This window comes from Pseudomonas bharatica CSV86 (assembly GCF_000319305.2).
Taxonomy (GTDB): Bacteria; Pseudomonadota; Gammaproteobacteria; order Pseudomonadales; family Pseudomonadaceae; genus Aquipseudomonas; species Aquipseudomonas bharatica.
This window is the reverse complement of the sequence record NZ_AMWJ02000001.1, coordinates 1,363,146-1,382,600: the sequence shown is the minus strand read 5'-3', so window position 1 is coordinate 1,382,600 and position 19,455 is coordinate 1,363,146. Positions and strand designations below refer to the sequence as shown.

15 protein-coding genes and 1 pseudogene are annotated in these 19,455 nt (G+C 65.7%); 11 read left to right on the top strand and 5 right to left on the bottom strand.

The genetic code is table 11. The features are described from left to right. The first annotated feature begins 13 nt into the window (after positions 1–13). The 10 genes and pseudogenes from pvdN (at position 14) to CSV86_RS06025 (ending at position 8,607) form a co-directional block, all read left to right on the top strand. Positions 14–1,299: pseudogene (gene pvdN, locus CSV86_RS06070) on the top strand (pyoverdine-tailoring periplasmic protein PvdN). 14 nt (positions 1,300–1,313) lie between these two features. Then, positions 1,314–2,174 (top strand): dihydropyoverdine dehydrogenase, encoded by an 861-nt coding sequence (gene pvdO / locus CSV86_RS06065; RefSeq protein ID WP_009394597.1) that lies wholly within the window; start codon positions 1,314–1,316, stop codon positions 2,172–2,174. 312 nt (positions 2,175–2,486) lie between these two features. Continuing rightward, positions 2,487–3,689, top strand: coding sequence for a PepSY-associated TM helix domain-containing protein (locus CSV86_RS06060; protein ID WP_009394589.1), 1,203 nt, complete (start codon positions 2,487–2,489; stop codon positions 3,687–3,689). After that, entirely contained in the window at positions 3,686–4,231 is a 546-nt protein-coding gene (locus CSV86_RS06055) for a PA2404 family protein (protein ID WP_009394587.1), read from the top strand. Before CSV86_RS06060 ends, CSV86_RS06055 begins: the two co-directional genes overlap by 4 nt. Further along, positions 4,228–4,551: a hypothetical protein gene (locus tag CSV86_RS06050; RefSeq protein ID WP_009394584.1), complete on the top strand. Its 324-nt coding sequence runs from the start codon at positions 4,228–4,230 to the stop codon at positions 4,549–4,551. The genes CSV86_RS06055 and CSV86_RS06050 overlap by 4 nt, the downstream gene beginning before the upstream one ends. Further along, positions 4,548–5,114 carry a DUF6162 family protein gene (locus CSV86_RS06045; RefSeq protein ID WP_009394583.1) on the top strand — a complete coding sequence of 189 codons (567 nt, stop codon included), beginning with the start codon at positions 4,548–4,550 and terminating at the stop codon, positions 5,112–5,114. The genes CSV86_RS06050 and CSV86_RS06045 overlap by 4 nt, the downstream gene beginning before the upstream one ends. Before the next feature lie 16 nt (positions 5,115–5,130). Further along, positions 5,131–6,045: a metal ABC transporter substrate-binding protein gene (locus CSV86_RS06040; RefSeq protein WP_009394582.1), complete on the top strand. Its 915-nt coding sequence runs from the start codon at positions 5,131–5,133 to the stop codon at positions 6,043–6,045. After that, the gene (locus CSV86_RS06035; protein ID WP_009394579.1) at positions 6,042–6,791 is read left to right on the top strand and encodes a metal ABC transporter ATP-binding protein; all 750 of its coding nucleotides are present in this window, start codon (positions 6,042–6,044) and stop codon (positions 6,789–6,791) included. Before CSV86_RS06040 ends, CSV86_RS06035 begins: the two co-directional genes overlap by 4 nt. After that, positions 6,791–7,690 carry a metal ABC transporter permease gene (locus tag CSV86_RS06030; RefSeq protein ID WP_009394575.1) on the top strand — a complete coding sequence of 300 codons (900 nt, stop codon included), beginning with the start codon at positions 6,791–6,793 and terminating at the stop codon, positions 7,688–7,690. The genes CSV86_RS06035 and CSV86_RS06030 overlap by 1 nt, the downstream gene beginning before the upstream one ends. Further along, entirely contained in the window at positions 7,687–8,607 is a 921-nt protein-coding gene (locus CSV86_RS06025; protein ID WP_009394574.1) for a metal ABC transporter solute-binding protein, Zn/Mn family, read from the top strand. The genes CSV86_RS06030 and CSV86_RS06025 overlap by 4 nt, the downstream gene beginning before the upstream one ends. Positions 8,608–8,727: 120 nt before the next feature. Here the strand turns inward: CSV86_RS06025 and CSV86_RS06020 are convergent, their stop codons facing one another. The 4 genes from CSV86_RS06020 to CSV86_RS06005 form a co-directional block, all read right to left on the bottom strand. Further along, positions 8,728–9,813 carry a DUF1615 domain-containing protein gene (locus CSV86_RS06020; RefSeq protein WP_051032665.1) on the bottom strand — a complete coding sequence of 362 codons (1,086 nt, stop codon included), beginning with the start codon at positions 9,811–9,813 and terminating at the stop codon, positions 8,728–8,730. After that, the gene (locus CSV86_RS06015; RefSeq protein WP_009394571.1) at positions 9,810–10,361 is read right to left on the bottom strand and encodes a hydrolase; all 552 of its coding nucleotides are present in this window, start codon (positions 10,359–10,361) and stop codon (positions 9,810–9,812) included. The genes CSV86_RS06020 and CSV86_RS06015 overlap by 4 nt, the downstream gene beginning before the upstream one ends. 143 nt (positions 10,362–10,504) lie before the next feature. Beyond that, positions 10,505–11,833 (bottom strand): endonuclease/exonuclease/phosphatase family protein, encoded by a 1,329-nt coding sequence (locus tag CSV86_RS06010; RefSeq protein WP_009394570.1) that lies wholly within the window; start codon positions 11,831–11,833, stop codon positions 10,505–10,507. Between the two features lie 17 nt (positions 11,834–11,850). Continuing rightward, on the bottom strand, positions 11,851–12,714 hold the full coding sequence (locus CSV86_RS06005; RefSeq protein ID WP_009394568.1) for a hypothetical protein: 864 nt from the start codon (positions 12,712–12,714) through the stop codon (positions 11,851–11,853). 203 nt (positions 12,715–12,917) lie between these two features. On the opposite strand from CSV86_RS06005, the gene CSV86_RS06000 reads away from it, so the two are divergent. Continuing rightward, a complete protein-coding gene (locus CSV86_RS06000) occupies positions 12,918–13,922 on the top strand; it encodes an ABC transporter substrate-binding protein (protein ID WP_009394566.1) in 1,005 nt (334 codons plus the stop codon). 16 nt (positions 13,923–13,938) lie between these two features. Here CSV86_RS06000 and CSV86_RS05995 read toward each other — a convergent pair whose 3' ends face one another. Further along, entirely contained in the window at positions 13,939–19,452 is a 5,514-nt protein-coding gene (locus CSV86_RS05995; protein WP_009394564.1) for an NEL-type E3 ubiquitin ligase domain-containing protein, read from the bottom strand. Positions 19,453–19,455: the final 3 nt, after the last annotated feature.

Below are 19,455 nucleotides of genomic sequence, written 5' to 3'. Positions count from 1 at the left end.
GACCGCCCCCGACATGAACGATCGCCGCACCTTTCTCAAGCAGGCCGCCATCCTGGGTGCCGGCCTGCCGCTGGCCAGTTCGCTGGCCAAGGCTGCCGAAAAACCTGCCGGCATGCCGCTGTTGCAGGGGCCGGACAAATGGCGGCGCCTGCGCGAGCTGTTTCCCCTGGACCCGGACACCGCACACTTCGCCAACTTCCTGATCACCGCCCATCCGCGCCCGGTGCAGGAGGCCATCGACCATTACCGCCGCGAGATCGACCGCAACCCGGCGGCGCTGATGGACTGGGAGAGCCAGTACGAATGGCAGCGCGAGGGCGAGGTCCGTGACTGGGCCGCGCGCTACCTGGAAGTGCGGCCGCGGCAGATCGCCCTGACCGGCAGCACCACCGAGGGCCTGGGCATGATCTACGGCGGCCTGCAGGTGGGCGCCGACCAGGAAATCCTCACCACCGAGCACGAGCATTATTCCACCCACAGGACCCTGGCCTTTCGCGCCCGCCGCCAGGGCACCCAGGTACGCAAGCTGCGCCTGTTCAGGAACCCGTGGGAGATTTCCAAGGACCAGGTGCTCACCACCATCGACCAGGCCATCCGCCCGCAAACCCGCGTCCTCGGCATGACCTGGGTGCATTCCGGCAGCGGCGTGAAGCTGCCGGTGGGCGAAATCGGCGAGATCGTCCGCCGGCACAACCGCGACCGTGACGAGCACAACCGGATCATCTACGTGGTGGACGGTGTGCACGGCTTCGGCGTGGACAACCAGCGCTTCGCCGACTTCAATTGCGACTACTTCATCTCCGGCGTGCATAAATGGATGTTCGGCCCGCGCGGCACCGGGCTGATCTGCGCCGCCTCGGAACAGATGGGGCCGTTGGTGCCGACCTTCGCCACCTTCTCCCAGGACGAGGACTTCGCCACCACCATGACCCGGGCGGCTACCACGCCTTCGAACATCGCTGGGCCATGGGCAAGGCCTTCGAACTGCACCTGCAACTGGGCAAGGCCGAGGTCCAGGCGCGCATCCACCAGCTCAACGACCGCCTCAAGGCACGTTTGCTGGAGCACCGGCAGATCCAGCTGGTAACTCCGCGCAGCAGCGAGTTTTCCGCCGGTTTCACCTTCTTCCGTATCAAGGACCGCGACCCGGACGCCATCGCCGCGTACCTGGCGGACAACAAGGTGATGTCCGACGCGGTGAACCGCGATGTCGGCCCGGTGATCCGCCTGGCCCCGGGCCTGCTCAACGACGAGCAGGAAATCGACCGGGCCATGGCCCTGCTGATCAAGAAACTCTGAAGGAAAGCCTTGCGATGACTCCTGTCCTGTTCCGCCTCACCCTGACCGCCCTGCTCGGCTCCGCCAGCCTGCCCGCCCTGGCGGCCGGCGACCAGCCCGGTACGGTGTTTCGCGACTGCAAGACCGCTTGCCCGGAAATGGTCGTGCTGCCCGCCGGCAGCTACATGATGGGCACCCCGGACGACGAGCTGGGACGCCAGCCGGATGAAGGCCCGCTGCACCAGGTGACCTTCGCCAGGCCCTTCGCCATTAGCCGTTTCCAGGTCACGGCCGGGGAATGGGATGCGTATATCCGTGAGTCCGGGGTGAAGATCGCCGATGGCGACACCCGCCCGGGTCGCGAGTGCAAGGCCAGCAAGCCGCGCTACAAGCAAGGCCCGAAACAGCCGGCGGTGTGCATGGACTATCACGATATCGAAGCCTATGTGGCCTGGCTGTCGAAGAAGACCGGCAAGCACTACCGCATGGTCAGCGAAGCCGAGCGCGAATATGCCGCGCGCGGCGGCAGCACCGGGCCCTTCCCGTTCCCGCTGGACCCGGACGCCGAGTACGAGATCAGCCAGCACGCCAACGTGTACGGGCCGAAGGACGGCTACAGCTACACATCGCCGGCAGGCAGCTATCCGCCCAACGATTTCGGCGTGTACGACATGCACGGCAATGTCTATGAGTTCGTTGCCGACTGCCATCACGACAGCTACGTCGGCGCGCCGAGCGATGGCAGCGCGTGGAAGGAGCCGGGCTGCAAGGTGGTGCAGATCCGCGGCAATGACTGGGGCGAAGCGCCGATCTTCTCGCGCTCGGGGAACCGCAATAACGTGTACATCACTACCCGTGGGGACTGGCTCGGGTTCCGGGTGATCCGCGAGCTCTAAGGTCTGCACCGTCCCCTGTGGGAGCTGGCTTGCCAGCGATGAGGCCAGTTCGGGCAATGAAGCTGTCTGATCGGGCCCTATCGCTGCGGTGCGGCGGTCCGACAAGCCAGCTCCCACAGGGTCTGTGTTGTCCCACCACTATCGGGAGGTCCACAGTCAGCACATCAGTCCATCGGGAGCTGCCCGAAACCTGCCCATGAATTATTTACTTACATATTCCTGCGCAGGTTTTCGATTCTCATTCGTCCTTACAAGTGCAGCCCTCGGTTGAGCATCGGCTCGACCCCACTTTTTACGAACAAGACTGATGCAATGGCCCAACAATCGAAAAAGTCCAAATCCAGGTTGTGGTTCCTGGTCCACAGCTGGCTTGCCCTGCCCATCTGGTTCTTCGTGCTGATCGTCTGCGTCACCGGCACCCTGGCCGTGGTCAGCCAGGAAATCGTCTGGCTGGCCAACCCCGATGTGCGCGCCAGCAAACCGAACGACGATGCCGAGCGCCTGAGCTTCCAGCAGGTCCTCGATGCCTTGAAGCAGGCCGAGCCGGACATGGCCGTGCGCTACATCAGCCAGCCGGACGGTTCGCACTTCGCCCTGAACGCCGCCGTGACCTTCCCCGACGGCACCGCGCCGATCCTCTATGTGAACCCCTATACCGGGGCGATCCAAGGCAAGAGCCCGGACTTCAACTTCGAAGGCTTTACCCGTGCCCTGCACGGCTGGTGGCTGGTGCCCTTCACCAATGGCTACAGCTGGGGCTGGTACCTGGTGTCGCTGCTCGGCCTGCCGATGCTGGCGTCGCTGGTCACCGGGCTGGTGGTCTACAAGCGTTTCTGGAAGGGCTTTTTCAAACCGACCCTGCGTTTCAACCACGGCGCGCGGATCTTCTGGGGCGACTTCCATCGCTTGAGCGGCATCTGGTCGATCTGGTTCATCGCGGTGATTTCCATCACCGGCACCTGGTTCCTGATCCAGGCACTCCTCGCCGACAACCACATCACCCTTTCCACCGAGCCGATCACTCCGGTGATCGCTCGCGAAGACGTGCCGCTGTCGGACAGCAAGGCCCCGGTACCGCGCATCGACCTCGACGAAGCCACGCGCATCGCCACCACGCAGGTCCCCGGCCTGGACGTGACCTTCGCCCAACTGCCGTCCAATGCCTACGGCCACATCTACCTGGGCGGCCGCGGCTGGTATCCGCTGATGTTCCAGACCGCCAGCGTCAACCCCTACACACGCAAGGTCGACGCCTCGTTCCTGGTCGGCGACCGCTCGGCCCTGGAGTTCGTCACCGAATCCATGCGCCCGCTGCATACCGGTGACTTCGGCGGGCTCGCCATCAAGCTGATCTGGGCCTTCTTCGGCCTGCTGCTGTCGATGATGGTGCTCAGCGGCCTGCTGATCTGGACCAAGCGCACCGCCCAGGCCACCGCCGCCGCCCTCAAGCGTGCCGACAGGACGCCGAGGGCAACCAAGGTCACCGGCGAAGCCGCCACGGAGATGCAGCCATGAGCCAGGCCCGCGACGCTGTCACTGCACCGAGCCCGCTGAAACAGTGGTGGCTGAAATGGCGCTTCCACCTGAACATCCTGCTGTTGCTGATTCCCCTCGGCTTCATGCCCAAGTACTTCGCCGACGCGAAAATGTTCCGCGGCGAAAGCGGCCTCGGCGCTAACCCGATCGAAAACATCGCCGTCGGCCCATGGAGCATCAGCCTTTCCGAACTGCTCGCCGAGGCCCCGCGCCAGGACGGCCCGGCCGGTTACTTCAAGGCCTTCAACGCCTCGCTGTGCAGCTCCTGCGGCAGCGAGGTCAAGGCCGCCTACCTGCGCATCGGCAAGCCGCGCAGCCTGCGCGCCGCCGGCACCATCTTCTTCGGCAACCCGCACCGCATGAGCACCAGCCTGCCGGTACCCGCGCGCACCCGCGCCGACGCCGAGCTGTGGATCACCCTCGAAGGCTGGGACGGCAGCCTGCACCAGGCCTCGGTCCCCCTGGCCAAGGCATCCCCTGCCACCCTCGCCTGGCTGAACAAACAAGGAGGCAAACCATGATCTTCAAAGCCGGCAGGCTCGTCCTGCCCCTGTTGCTGCTGGCCTGCGCCGGCCCTGCCCTGGCGCACAACCCGATGTGCCAGTGCGAGCCGGTCGATGGCGAACGGATCAAATGCACCGGCGGCTTCTCCGACGGCAGCGGCGCGCCGGGGGTGACCCTGGATGTGATCGGCTACGACGAGACGGTGCTGGTACCCGGCAAGCTCGGCGACGACTCGACCCTGACCTTCAAGCGCCCGGACGGCGAATTCTATGTGCTGTTCGATGCCGGCCCCGGCCATGTGGTGGAAATCGACCATGCCGACATCGGTGAACCATGAGCCAGGTCCAGGTGGTACGACCGGCCGGTGCCGGACATGAAACCCTCTATGTGGCGCTGGTCGCCCTGCTGATCCTGGCGCTGGCCGCCGCCGTGGTCGGCCTGCGCGGCGAGCGCGAGGACGAGACCCGGGTCGAGGCCCACCAACTGGATGCCCGGCTTGATCTCAATGCTGCCGAGCAAGGCATCTACACCGATTTGCGGGTGGCCTTCGACGAGATCCAGGCGCGCCGCGATGAAGAGCCCGGCCTGGCCAGCGTCGAACTGCTGGCCGAGGAAGGCTTCGCGCCCTTCGTCGCCGATGCCAGCAGTGTTACCCGCGGTGCGCACCAGTGGCGCCAGCTCAACGCCGCTTATGTCGGCCTGAGCCCGAAACCGGACACCGCCGGCAGCTTCGTCCTGCTGGTGCCCGAGGCCCACGACGGCGCAGCCGATGTCTGGCTGAGCCGCAAGGCCGCGCCCACCCTGCCCGCCGAACTGACCGCCAGCGCCCTGCAGGCCGCCGGCTGGAAACAGATCGCCACCCACTACGACGCCGGTGTCACCCGCCAGCATCAGCACTGACCCGCAAGGAATGCCCATGCTCCGTTCCGTTGTCCTCCGAGTCCTCAGCCTGTTCGTCGCCGTGGCCCTGCCCGCCCTGGCCTTCGCCGAAAACGGCAAGCCGCTGCGCATCGGCATCACCCTGCATCCCTATTACAGCTACGTCAGCAATATCGTCGGCGACCGCGCCGAAGTGGTGCCGCTGATTCCGGCCGGTTTCAATCCCCATGCCTACGAACCGCGGGCCGACGATATCAAGCGCATCGGCACGCTCGATGTGATCGTGCTCAACGGTGTCGGCCACGACGATTTCGCCGACCGCATGATCGCCGCCAGCGAAAAGCCCGGCATCGCGACCATCGAATCCAACGCCAACGTGCCACTGCTGGCCGCCACCGGCATCGCCGCCCGTGGCGCCGGCAAGGTGGTCAACCCGCACACCTTCCTGTCGATCAGCGCCAGCATCGCCCAGGTCAACAACATCGCCCGCGAGCTGGGCAAGCTGGACCCGGACAACGCCAGGTTCTACAGCCAGAACGCCCGCGACTACGCCAAGCGCCTGCGCAAGCTGCGCGCCGATGCCCTGGCGCAACTGACCGAAGCGCCGAACCCGTCGTTCCGCGTCGCCACCATCCATGCCGCCTACGACTACCTGGTGCGCGAGTTCGGCCTGGAGGTCACTGCGGTTGTGGAACCTGCCCACGGTATCGAGCCAAGCCCGGCGCAATTGAAGAAGACCATCGACCAGTTGCAGGCCCTGGACGTCAAGGTGATCTTCTCCGAGATGGATTTCCCGTCCGCCTATGTCGAGACCATCCAGCGCGAAGCCGGGGTCAAGCTCTATCCGCTGACCCATATCTCCTACGGCGAATACACCAAGGAAAAATACGAAGTGGAGATGAAGCGCAACCTCGACACCGTGGTCCGCGCGATCAAGGAGAACCAGGCATGACCGTGGCCGAACCCGTCCTCGCCGCGCCCTGCGGGCCGTCCATCGAGTTCGACGGCATCGACCTGACCCTTGGCCGCACGCGGATCCTCGACCAGGTGCGATTCCAGGTCGCGGCCGGCAGCGTGCATGCCATCGTCGGCCCCAACGGCGGCGGCAAGAGCTCGCTGATCAAGACCCTGCTCGGGCAGATGCCGCACCATGGCCGCCTGGCCCTGGCCTGGCCGGACGCAGCCCGGGTGATCGGCTATGTGCCCCAGGCCCTGGAATTCGACCGCGGCCTGCCGATGACCGTGGATGACTTCATGGCCGCGATGTGCCAGCGCACCCCGGCGTTCCTCGGCCTGTCCAGACGCGTGTCGCCGGCCATCGACGCGGCCCTGGCCCGGGTCGGCATGCAGGACAAGCGCAAGCGGCGCATGGGCGCCCTGTCCGGCGGCGAGCGCCAGCGCGTGCTGCTGGCCCAGGGCCTGATCCCGGCGCCGCAATTGCTGGTGCTGGACGAACCCATGTCGGCGCTGGACGAAGCCGGTATCCAGGTGTTCGAGCGCCTGCTCGGCGAATGGCGCCAGGCCGGGACCACGGTGCTGTGGATCGAGCACGACCTGCAAGCCGTGTCCCGCCTGGCCGACCGCGTCACCGGCCTGAGCCGCCGGGTGCTGTTCGACGCAGCGCCCAGAGAAGCCCTGACCCCCGAGCGCCTGCTCGGCCTGTTCTCCATCCACCCGCGCAGCGAGAGCATCAGCTGATGAACTACGAAGAATTCCGCCTGCTGATCCAGGGCTGGGCCAGCGCCGGCTACCTGCCCGAAGCCCTGGCCTATGGCTTCGTGGTCAATGCCCTGCTCGCCGGGCTGATGATCGGCCCGGTGCTGGGCGGCCTCGGCACCCTGGTGGTGGTCAAGCGCTTCGCCTTCTTCTCCGAAGCGGTAGGTCATGCCGCGCTGACCGGCGTGGCCATCGGCATCCTGCTCGGCGAGCCCTACACCGGCCCCTATGGCAGCCTGTTCGGCTACTGCCTGCTGTTCGGCATCCTGCTCAACTACCTGCGCAACCGCACCGGGCTGTCGCCGGACACCCTGATCGGCGTATTCCTCTCGGTATCCCTGGCCCTGGGGGCGAGCCTGCTGCTGATGCTGGCGGGCAAGATCAACGTGCACATCCTGGAGAACGTGCTGTTCGGCTCGGTGCTGACGGTCAGCGGGCAGGACCTGGTGGTGCTCGGCATCGTCGCCGGCCTGGTGCTGGCCCTGGCCCTGCCGCTGTACAACCGCATCATGCTGGCCAGCTTCAACCCGCAACTGGCGGCAGTTCGTGGAGTGGCGGTGAAGCGCCTGGACTACCTGTTCGTGGTGCTGGTGACCCTGGTCACGGTGGCGGCGGTGAAAGTCATCGGCGCCATCCTGGTCGGTGCCCTGCTGGTGATTCCGGCGGCAGCGGCGCGGCTGGTCAGCCAGTCGCTAAAGGGCTTCTTCTTCGCCTCGGTACTGATCGCCACCTTCAGCACCCTGATCGGCATTCTCCTGCCTATCGTCTTCGACCTGCCGGTGCCTTCGGGCGCAGCGATCATCCTGGTCGCCGGCAGCTTCTTCGCCCTCGCCGCGCTGGCGCGCGGCCTGGTTCCACGCCTGCAAGGAAACCCGGCATGACTCCTACCCTCAAGCACCTGAGCCTGGCCCTGCTGCTGGCTGGCCTGCCCCTCGCCGTCCAGGCGCAGAGCCCGGCGAAACCTGCCGCGCAACAACAGGCGGGCGTCACCGTGCTCGCCTCGCTGCCGGTGACCTACGGCCTTGGCGCCCTGCTGCTGGACGGCACCTCGATGAAGCTGGTGCGCGCCGCGCCGGAAAACCTCCCGGCCACGCGCCAGCCGTCGTACTTCAGTGGTCGTGGCGCGACCAGCCTGCAAAAGGCAGCGACCAAGGCCGATGCGGTGATCGGCCTGCGCTCGATATGGAGCGACGATCCGCTGTACCCGGTGGCACGCCGCAGCAATATCCGCATCGTCGAGATCGACGCCGCGCACCCGGTGGACGGTGCCCTGCCAGGCATCGCGGTGCAGGGCGACAACGTGTTTGCCGGCTACCCCTGGCTGAACCCGACCAACCTGGGGCGGATGGCCGATGTGCTGGCCAACGATCTCGGGCGCCTGTCGCCGGCCGACCACGAGAAGATCCAGGCCAACCTGGCAGGGCTCAAGCGCCAGCTGCTCGACCTCTCTGCCGCCAGCGAGGCGAAGCTGGCCGAGGCGGACAACCTGAGCGTGGTCAACCTGTCGGATCGACTGGGGTATCTGGTGGGTGGCTTGAACCTTGACCTGATCGATCACCCGCAAGTGGCCGATGACCAATGGACGGCGGAGCAGCTCAAGCAACTGGGTGACGAGTTGAAAGGGCAGGATGTGGCACTGGTGCTGCATCACAAGCAGCCGGTGCAGGCGGTGGTGGAGGTAATTGCCGCATCGGGGGCGAGGCTGGTGGTGGTGGATACCGATGCGCCCGACAGCGTGTCCGGGTTGAAGGCCGGGGTGGAGCAGGTGGTGGGGGCCTTGGCTGCAGGCAAATCCTGAGTAGGACCTTGAGTGCCTCATCGCTGGCAAGCCAGCTCCCACAGTGATCGCGTGGGCAACTCTGACCCTGTGGGAGCTGGCTTGTCGGACCGCCGCACCGCAGCGATGAGGCCCGAAAGATCACCGCTTCATGCAGCGCTGATATCGCTCATCCACCCGATTGGCGAACCATGCCGTGGTCAGTTGCCGGGTGATCTTCGGACTTTCCAGCCTGATCCCCGGCAACACTTCCCGGGCTACCCGCTTGCCCGCCGCCTTGTCCGCCAGGGCGAACACCTGCTGGTACAGGCGGGTCGCCTCGAAGTCCTGGCTATCAGCCTTTTCCAGTTGCGCGCGAATGGTCGGGTTGCGCATGCCGAAGCGCTCGCCCAGCATGCGCGCCGCCTTCTCGGTGCTCCCCGGCAGCAGCGAGCCGTGGGCGATGAGGTCGCCATCCAGCGCCAGCTTCACCCCGGTCACCCGGCTCAGCGCCGCCTGGAACGCCGCGTTGCGGCTCGCATACCAGCCCGCGTTGAAATCGGCGAAGCGGTACAACGGTCGCGGGTAATTGGCCGGATAGCCAAGCAAATGGGCGGTACCGAAGTACATGCCGCCGCGCCGGGTAAAGACTTCCTGGCGCACGCTGCCGTCATGGTCGTAGGGGTGGTCGCGGGCATGGCGCTCGGCGAAGTCGATGCTGACCTGCATCGGCCCGCCGGTACGCACCGGGTTGAAACCGCCAAGCAGGGTGCGGCCCAGGGGTAGCGACCCGGTCAGTTCGTCGTACAGGCCGCTCAGTTCACGCTCGCTGCGCACGGCGGCAAGCCGCTGGTTCCAGGTCTTGCCGTTGGGCGAGCGGGTATCCAGGGCGGCATTGACCAATGCTTTTGGAACGAATGCCTTGGCCGCACGACGATCGATTTCCTCGCGGGCGATACGGCCGAGGTTGGGCACCTGCGGGTCGGCGCTGAAGGTGGATTCCTGCTCGGTCACGGCCAGAACGGCACAGATATTCGACTGGCTGGGATCGAGCTTCTGGCTGGTCAGGGCGACCTGGATATCCCGCGCCCAGCCCTGGCGGTCACTGACATTGGCCGGCAGGAGCGCGGCGACCTTGTCGCGAACCTGTGCGTCCGACAGCCTGGGCTCCTGGCTGGTGCGCGTACCGACGCAACCGGCCAGCAGTGCCAGGAGTGCGAACGGCAGCCAGCGCGCCGGGCCTTTCAGGGTTGCTCCCCGACCAGGAAGGTCTTGCTGAGGATGCGGAATTTCTCGTGGCTGGAGCTGCGCATCAGTTCGAACAGCACCATCTCGCGGGTGACGATCTGCGCCCCGGCCCCGCGCATGCGTTCCAGGCCTGCGACCTTGCTTTCAACGGTACGGCTGTCGCAGGCATCGGCGACGACGAACACCTGCTTGCCGCTTTCCAGCAGCTCGAATACGGTCTGCAGCACGCAGACATGGGTCTCCATGCCACAGACGATCACCTGCTCGCGGGCCAGCAGCGAGGCCGGCAGGCACTCGCCGGCGACGCAGGAGAAGTGCAGCTTTTCCACCACCTGCGCCTGCGGTGCCGCTTCCAGCAGGCTGGCCACGGTCGGGCCAAGGCCCTTCGGATACTGCTCGGAGATCACCGTGGGCAGACCCAGTTCGGCGGTGGCAGCGAGCAGCCAGCGGGTCCGCGCCAGGGTTCCGGCGGGATCGCTCACCGCGCCGATGAGTTTTTCCTGGACATCGATGACCAGCAGCGTGGCGCGGGAAGCGTCGATCAGCATATGTGGGGTTCCTTGCAGGGGGAAATGGGTTCGACTATGCGACGGCGGGTGGGTTATGGCAACCGCAGGCGGATTGCTCGGGGATTGATGTGGTTGCTACTGGCCTCATCGCTGCGGTGCGGCCGGTAGCAACACAGAGACTCTTAACTGAAGCGGATCACATAACTCACCGGCAAATGATCCGAAGGCCCCGGCACATCCACCACCCCGGGCTCGATCGGCTCGGTACTGCCATTGACCACCGCATAATCGAGCATGGTCACCGCCCCGGTGCTCGGGTGGGTGTTGTCGCTGGCCGGCTCGATCCGCGCCAGGTCCTGCGGCGAGACCCAGTTGCCCTGCGTCGGGTCGCGATTGAAGTCTCCCAGCAGTACATAGGGCGTGTCGGTGTGCCAGCTGACTTCGCGCAGCATCCGCGGGGCATTCGAGCCGCCGCCGGACAGGGCGTGGAAGTTGTACACCGTGACCTCCTCGCTGAACGCCGTCGCCCCCGCTGCGCGCCGGCGCAAGCGCACGCCCAGGGCCGGGCGGGCCACCGGCAGGCTGCCGGACTCGACCACGCCATCGGCGATCAGCAGCACTTCACGCACGTCCACGCGCACATCGGCACGCAGCACCAGCGCCAGGTTGACCCGCAGGCGCTGCACATCGAGGAAATACACCTGGTATGCCTCCGGCCGCGCCAGGGTGCCGGCCTGCCACAGGTATTGCTCTACCACCTGCACAGTGCCGAACTGGTCCAGCACATCCAGGCGCGTCACCAGTTGCGCCGAGGCTGGCGGCGTGCCCGCCTCCTGTACCGCCACCAGGTCATTGACCCGGGCCAGTTGCAGCAGGCGCGTGCGCCACTTGCTTTCGGCTGTGGCCGAGGTACCTTGCATGTTCCAGGTGGCCAGGCGCAATTCCAGGCCTGCCGCCGCCCCGCGCAAGCGGCCGATCTCAATCTGCGGCGAGCCGGCATGATCGCGAATCCGGCAGTGGTAATAGTCACGCAGGCCGCCCTGCAGGCGGATATGCGCATGCCAAGGGCCATAGACCGAACCGACGATGATCTGCAGAACGCGCAACGGCTCGCCAGCATCCAGCAGCAACGGCGCGCCCTCCGCCAGCAGGCCGTTCATGGTCAGCACGTAGTGCACCCGGTACACCACCAGCAACAGGGCAAAACCGTCCTGCGCCGAAGCCCGGCCCAGTGGCGCGATAAACGCCGGCTCGTGGTACAGGCGACGCAACAGCTCGCCCATGCGCTGGGCGAAACGGCTCTGCTGGTCATGATTGCCGCTGCGCATGTACTGCCGGGAAATCACGTAGGCCAGGTAGGACGCGCTGTCCCGGGCATTGGCCGGCGCCGTGGGCAGCAGTTCGACGATATCGCCGAGGATGACCTCCAGCTCGTTGAAGAACAGGTCGTCGGCTAGACCGACGATCAGGTGGCTGTCGATATAACGGCGGATCGGATTATCAACTGACATGAAACGAACCTCCGCAGTCAGGGCTGGCCGCGATACAGCACGTGGAGGACACCGTCGAGCACAGCCGCGCCGGGGCTTTTCGCCGCCCCCAGCTCGGTGCTGACGGTCGCCGGGCCAAGAACGTTGCCGTCGTAGGCGTACTGGTGGATGTCGTAGGCGGGGTAGCCCACCTTGTCGCTGAACAGCAGCTTGAGCAGTCCGTTGTGCACGACCCCCGCCGGTGAATGGTGGAAGTTATCGGCAAGCAGGAGACGACTGCGGGTCCAGTGCGTATCGCCATCGAACCTGATCAGGCGGAAGTCACCATCGACTTCCTTGTAGATCAGATGGATCAGTCCCTGATACGTGATCGCCAGGGGGCTGAGCCAGCTGCGCGCGGTGTTCTGGCCGTCGGTTTTCACATAGGCAGGCTTGGTCCACTCCTTGAGGTCGGTGGTCGAGCGGTGCAGGAGGTTGCTGCCGTCCGGGGTCTGGTAGAACAGATGCAGGCGTCCGGCAAGCACCGCCGCCGAAGCGGTCTCGGAGATGTTCATATCGGTCCAGTGGTCCAGCTCGAATTGCCCGCTGCCCGGGTTCAGGGTCATCAGCAAGGATTTGCCGAGCACTCCAGTAATCAGCAGGTGGACACGCTCGTTGAATACGAAGAGGGACGGCGTGAACTTGCTATGTACCTCGCCGATGGTCTTCGGTTCGCCCCAGTCCGCGATAGACGTGCGGGTGATGCACTTAATGGGCCCCGAACTGCCCGGCCCATCGACATAAACGCAATACAGGGTGCCCTGGTGGCTGACCATCCGGCACGAGCCGTCGGTGAGCGCCGAGGTGGCGTAGGTGTTGTCGAGAATCCCGTGGGGGCTGACGCTGGCCCATAATTTGTGCATGTCGTGAATCCTGGAGGATTGTAGGTTCCGCCATTGCACCAGCCGCACAGCCTTCGGTCAGTCGGCAGCCTGCCCGCCGACACTCGGGAAGAGGCTCCGCAGCGAGCCGATTGGGGCCCGCTGCCGGTCCCGTGGTTCCAAGTGAGTCGCCGCGCCCGCGCCGCTGTCTACACTCAGCCCACCGTCATTCGAGCCCCATGCCTATGAAACGCCTGGCCCTGCTGTTCTGCTCCGCCCTGCTCTCCCTTGGCGCGCTGGCCGCGCCGAAGACGCCGATCCACTTCGGCGAGATCACCTGGGAAAGCGGCAGCTTCACCACCGAGGTGCTGCGCCTGATCGTCGAGCACGGCTACGGCTACCCCACCGACACATTGCCCGGTAGCACAGTGAGCATGGAGGTGGCGTTGGCGCGCAACGATATCCAGGTGATCGCCGAGGAGTGGGCTGGCCGTAGCCCGGCCTGGGTCAAGGCCGAGCAGGCCGGCCAGGTGTTCGCCCTGGGCGATACGGTCAAGCACGCCGATGAAGGCTGGTATGTACCGGAATTCGTGATCAAGGGCGACCCGGCCAAGGGTATCGAAGCCCTGGCGCCGGAGTTACGCGCGGTCACCGACCTGCAACGCTACGCCAAGGTCTTCGCCGATCCGGAGGCCCCGGGAAAAGGCCGCTTCCTCAACAGTCCCAGCGGCTGGACCTCGGAAATCGTCAACAGCCAGAAGCTCAAGGCCTATGGCCTGGACAGCCTGTACAACAATTTCCGCAGCGGCTCAGGTGCCGCGCTGGATGCGGAGGTCACCTCATCGATCCGCCGCGGCAAGCCGGTGCTGTTCTACTACTGGTCGCCCACCCCGCTGATGGGGCGCTTCAAGCTCGTACGTCTTGAAGAACCACCGTTCGACGAGCAAGCCTGGGCCACCCTGACCAACCCGGCCAACCCTGCGCCCAAGGGCAGCCGGTCGCTACCGGCCAGACTGTCCATCGGCGTATCGAAGGCCTTCCATGAGCAATATCCGGACCTGGTGGAGTTTTTCAACAAGGTCGACCTGCCCATCGAGACCCTCAACACGCTGCTGGCGCAGATGAGCGAACAACGCCAGGACCCGGCCGTAGCGGCACGGGCCTTCCTCAAGGAATATCCGCAGGTGTGGCAGCCGTGGCTGCCACAGGCGCAGCAGGACAAGGTCCGGGCGTACCTGGCGAAAAACTGAATGCCGGATCCGTTACCTACCGCTCCGACTGCAACCCTTCGCGGTGGGTCAGTTCGCCGACCAGGGCGGCTTCATCCGCCTTGCGCTGGTCGATCAGCGACTGGATACGGGCACTGCTCTGCACCGGGGTGTCATCCGGATACAGATCGTCCAGGCCCAGCACCTGGGCCTCGAAAGCTTCACGGATGGCGGTGAAGCGCGAGGTGTACGTCTCCTGCAGGTAGCTCAGCCAGAAATCCCGCTGCGCCGCATAGTCGAGCATGCCCTGGCCGTTCTCACCCTGGCGCACCCGCGTCGCCACGCGTTCGAGCTCATCGGGCCGCAGGCTTGCGGAGGCGGCATAGAGCATCTGCTCCGGCGCCAGCGGCAAATCCAGCTGGCCGGCCAGGTTCAAACGATAGGCCAGGCGCACCTCGGCCTCGTCCCGGGCCCCGGCCTCCTGGCGAGCGATATTGTCCAGCTCGTGCAGGCGATACAGGCGACGCATCAGCCGATAAAGCACCGGCCCGCGCTGCCCGGCGCTGGCCGAGCGCAACGCCTGCCCGGTGTAGACCAGCACTTCCATCTGGTTGAACTCCAGGCGAATACCGTCCGGGCAAGTGTCGTAGTCTCGCAACTGACGCACGGGCTCTTCGGCCATACCATTGAGGATCAGGCGCACCTCGGCATCGTGGGCGCTGATGGTCAGCACCTGCCACACCCGCTCCAGCAGGTCGGGCCGGGTCGCGGCGTTGCGGTACTCGGCGGTATAGCGCAGGCGGTTGATCAGGCGCAGCAGGTCGTCGGCGTCATCGCCGGTTTCCAGCTGCTGCCACAACTGGCGGCGGGCATCGCTGACCGCATCGGCCCGGTCCAGCCAGGCATCCACGCTGATCACGTCCATCTGCGAGGTCCCGCTGGAACTGCCACCGCCCGAGCTGGATCCACGCCAGCTGCTGCCCAGGCGGCGGATGGAATCGGGCAGGTCCAGATGGAAGGTGTAGGGCCTGGAAAGGCCCTCGGAGAGGTGCGCGGAGTACATGATCTCCTCGCTCAGCGGGTTGCCTTCCAAGGAGATTTCCGTGCTGCCTCTGGCACGCTCCTGATTTTCCAGCAGGTAGGACGGCAGCGCCTCCAGGCGGTTGTGGTTGAGATTCAGCCACTGGACGCGTTCGGGCAGCAAGCTGTCCAGCCAGGCCGGCCATTGGCTGATGTCCATACGATCCAGCGCCAGTAGATTGAAGGACCGCTGGCTGATTCGCGAGGTATCGCTGATCTCGCCGAGACGGTTGCCGCCCAACTCCAGCGAGGTCAGCCCGGGCAGGCGGACCAGCTCATCGAGCAGGGCCTGGTCGACCTGCAGCCCGGCGTCGATCAAGGCCAGGTGGTGCAGTTGCCCGAGTTCGCCAAGAACGGCAGGCAGGCGTTCCAGCACGGTAGCGCTGATGATCAGATGCTGGAGATTGCGCAAGCGGCGCAATAGCCCATCGAGTTGCTGCGCGCTGCCGACCGGGCGGATCAGTTCCAGGCGACTGATGCGGTCGAGGAAGAAAGCCGGCAGCGGGACTGGAAAATCGTCCAGCCGTATATCTTCCAGCACCAGCGAGCGCAGGGTCGAGCCCTGGGCCTGTAGCGACCACTCGGCCAGCAGCGCTGCGCCGAGGGAGCGCCGCGCAATGATGCGCGAGCCGTCCAATGCAAGGTCGCGCTGCGAGGCCTGTACCCATTGGTCGATGGCTGTGGCCAGTTGCTCACGCTCGCGCATCAGGTTGGCGACGATGTTCTCCACGCTCTGCGGGATGACGAGATCGAAGCGAAAGCGCCGCCCGTTCCAGGCACTGGTGCGGATTCCGATCAGGCTCTGGTGGGAAAACAAATTGCCGCGCAGCGAGATCCAGGTAGATCGTTCGGCCTGGGCAGGATTGTCGCGCAGGTAGGGCGGCAGGCTGGTAAGCCGGTTATCGCGCAGGGACAAGCGCTCTATGCAATCAAGCGCCTCGCTGTCCAGCCAGTCCGGCCACTCCTCCAGCCCCAGGCGATCAAGGCCGAGGAACTCCAGTTGCAGGCTGCTGCCCAGGCGTACCGGCAAGTGGCTGGGCCGGTTTCCGCTAAGGTCGAGGTGGCGCAGTTCGCCGAGACGGCAGAGTTCATCCAGCATCTCCTGACCGAGTGGCAGTTGCAGATTGACCAGGCGCAGCTCGGCCAGTTGGGGGTAGGCGCCAACCACCGTGCGCGGCAGGTCGTGTATGCCGCGGCCATGGATCCCGTCGATCTCCAGCCGGGTGACCCGTGGCAAATCGCGCAACAGTCGTTGCAAACGGTCCTCGAAGCGCAGGATGCCCGCTGCATCAGGGGTCATCACCGGCGGCGGCACGGCGACCCCGGAAAGCTCCAGGGCCTGGACTCGGGTACGGAAGAAGGCCGGCAACTCTTCCGGAAACGCCTCCAGCGATACCGCGAACAGGCGCAGCGGTACGTTGCTGCGGCCGATCTCCGGTAGCAGGTTGTCACGCCAGTGTTGCCATAGGGCCAGTTCGATCTGTTGCCGGTCGCTGATGATCGCTTCGCTGTCGCCCGCCTGCTGCGGCGCCTCACCCATCGGCAGCAGGCGTTGCATGTGCCCACGCTCTTCGAGCAGGGCGACCAGTCGCGCGTCGATGACCGCGTCGTCCAGACCACCGGCACGCAGTTGCTGGAGCAGATCGGCGGCGAATAGGTCTGGCAACTCCAGCAGGCGGATACGGTCGAGCAAGGTGTTCTCGGACACTTCCGGCGGCAATTGCCCGTGCCCGCTCAAGGGATAGCCAGGCCGGCCACTGGCCAGGCGCATGGGAGAACGCATGGCCGGACGGATCGGCTGCATGTGCAGAACCTTGCGCAACGCCGGCCGTTGCAGCGGACGCTGCAGGACCTGGAGGCGCAGGGCCTGGCCGAGGTCGCTCACGCTCAGGCCAAGCGCCTGGCGCTGTTCCGCGGTGAACGCTTCCAGAAGCACCTTGAACAGGTCGCCAGCCTGCCCTTTCGGCGTCCCGGCGAGGCGATAGCCGTCGGCACTCTTTACCAGCACCCGTGGGTCCGCGGCCGACGACGGACCGACGCGGTCGAGCAGAGGGCCGTCCCCGCGCAGGGCTCGGACCTCCAAGGCGAGCTGTTCTGGCCAGCCGGGCAATCCCGTCAGGCTGTGGAGCGCCAGCCGGGCGCTGTCGTCATTGCCAAGGGCCTGCAGGCAGAGCCCTTCGTAGGCACGCATCAGGCGCACCTTCTGCAGGTACACCCGGGCTTCTTCGGCAAGGCGCGAAGGTACCTTGCGCTGGCGCTCCAACTGCTCCAGTTCCTCGGCGCTGGCGTGCTCGAGCAACTCGTCCACCACTCGACGCGGCAGCCCGCCGAAGTCACGCAGTACAAGCTGCTGGGCCGCCGTCGGTGCAGCGAAGGCGGCCTGGTAGCGCGAATCGAACTGCAGTGCGTGCCGCGCCGGGTCGAGGTTGCCCTCGCCCTGCGCCACCTCGACGTAAAGCCGTTGGCGCAGGAGGGTTTCCTCCAGCAGTGCAGGTAGTCGTTGCCCTTCTACCAGCGCCTGGCGCAGTTCGGACTCGTGACAACCACTGATCAACAGCGACTGCCCGGTCTGCTCGGCATCGAGCCCCGCAGCCAGGGCACCCAGCCCCTGGAACAGGCTTGCTCCGGACCATTCCTGTGGCCGGTCCAGCTCATGCAGCCACGCGCCTCCCGGGTGCGACCACAGGCGCGGCTGATAAGCGTCGGCCCTTCGGGGATGCTCAAGAAACGCACTGCCGTCCTCGCGATGCACCACCGAATAATGACGTCCGTCGCGAGCCAGCCATTGTTTGCCCTGGTATTCATAGAGCCCCCTGGCGTTAGGGGCCAGCCCGGGCGGAAGCACGATGTCGTGGGCGAACGGCTGCAGGTCGCGGTTCCACAGACGCGTGCTGCCGTCAGCCAGCTCCACCGGATGCAGGGTATCGGGCAGGTTCGGCAATTCGCGCGCGGCAGTTCCGGGCCGGGAACCGGCGGCGGCACCAAGGGCGGCGAACAGGGCCAGGTTCTCGAGTACGTCGAACAGATAGCTCCAGGCCTGCTGGCGATCGTCCCGGCTCCATTCACCGATGCCTTCATACACTTCATGTGCCAGTTGCGCGGCGCCGAACACCATCATCGCGGCACCCACCACCGGCACGGCAAAAGCCAGGGTATTGAGGCCCACCAGCGCCGCCTGGGCAAAATACTCGAGTTTGCCGGCCAGGCTCTTGTGATCCTCGCTGGCCGTGGGCACTACCAGGAACAGTCCGTCATCCCTGAGCGCGGCAATGCGCCGGCGCAGCAGGGTCGGCATCAGCAGGCCCTCCAGGGTGCGCTCGCGAAACGGCAGGCTGGCCTTGGGGTCCAGGCCATCTTCGTACCAGCCCCCCGGATTCCATACCTTGGGATGGAAGGCCTGGTGCAGTTGCCCGAGCAAATGGCCGCGCTGGCGAAGGGGAATGAAGCGCTGGAAAAACTTCAGGTATTGCGGCTGTACCAGGCGGTCGCGCAAGTGGCGAGTGAAGTCGAGAAACGAGGGGTACTGGCGCAAAGGCTCGTCGGGATCATCGGGGATATGCACGACGATCCGGTCCGGCCCGTGACGCAGGGCGCGGTCCGCGCCGAACAGCAGGATGCCGTTGAGCTCGACGTTCCATAGGGTCAGGCAGGAGCAGGTCAGTGCCACCCCCTCGATGTGCGCGTCGCGGTTGTGCAGTACCCGCGATATGGCCTGGTACAGCGGCAGGTCGATGCGGCCGGCCATCTGCGCCAAGTGCAGTTGCAACAGCAGGCCGGACTGCTCGTGGCGCTTGAAGGCTTCCTGGCGCCGGACCCGGACGGTCGGATCGTCGGCGGCATGGGGTTCGAAGGTCCGGGTGATGCGTTGCTGGAACAGCTTGCCGAAATCAAGGTTGCGACAGAGTGCAGCGAAGCGTTCCGGGACGATGTCAAGGGTCTTGCCGTCCCACAGCGCCTGTCCGGGGGTGACGGTGAAGATGCGCGCCTTGGCTACCGGCAAGTCCATGCCACCGGGTTCGCACTCCCAGGCTTCAAAGTTTTGCAGCGCCACACTGAGCAGGGGTTGGCAGGCCAGGCGGAAGGATTTGAAATTTTCCACCGCCCAATCCCTGGATGCGGTCAGGAAGGAATCGGCGTGTTGTATCCGGCGAGGTTGGAACAGCCAGGTATTGCGTACATCCAGGTCGAGTCCGAAGGCGCCTTGCAGGGCGGCCTTGAGCAGCGGTTCGACATAAGCTTCAGGGTTGGCAAGGGTATCGAGCCAGGCGTCCACCTGCCGGCTCAAGGCCAGGTGCTCGCGGTAGTCGTCCTGCAGGCTGGCGACCCGCCCGGGCATTTCGGCAGCGGCGCTGGCAAACCAGTCGAGGGCCGCTGCCCCTTGCTGACGGGCGGTGTGGCGGGCCTTGGTGCCAGCATCGAGCAGCCATTGCTGACTGTGTTTTTCTATCGCGGCATAGCCTTGCCGATTCCGGGATCGTTCGGTTGTAGACATGGT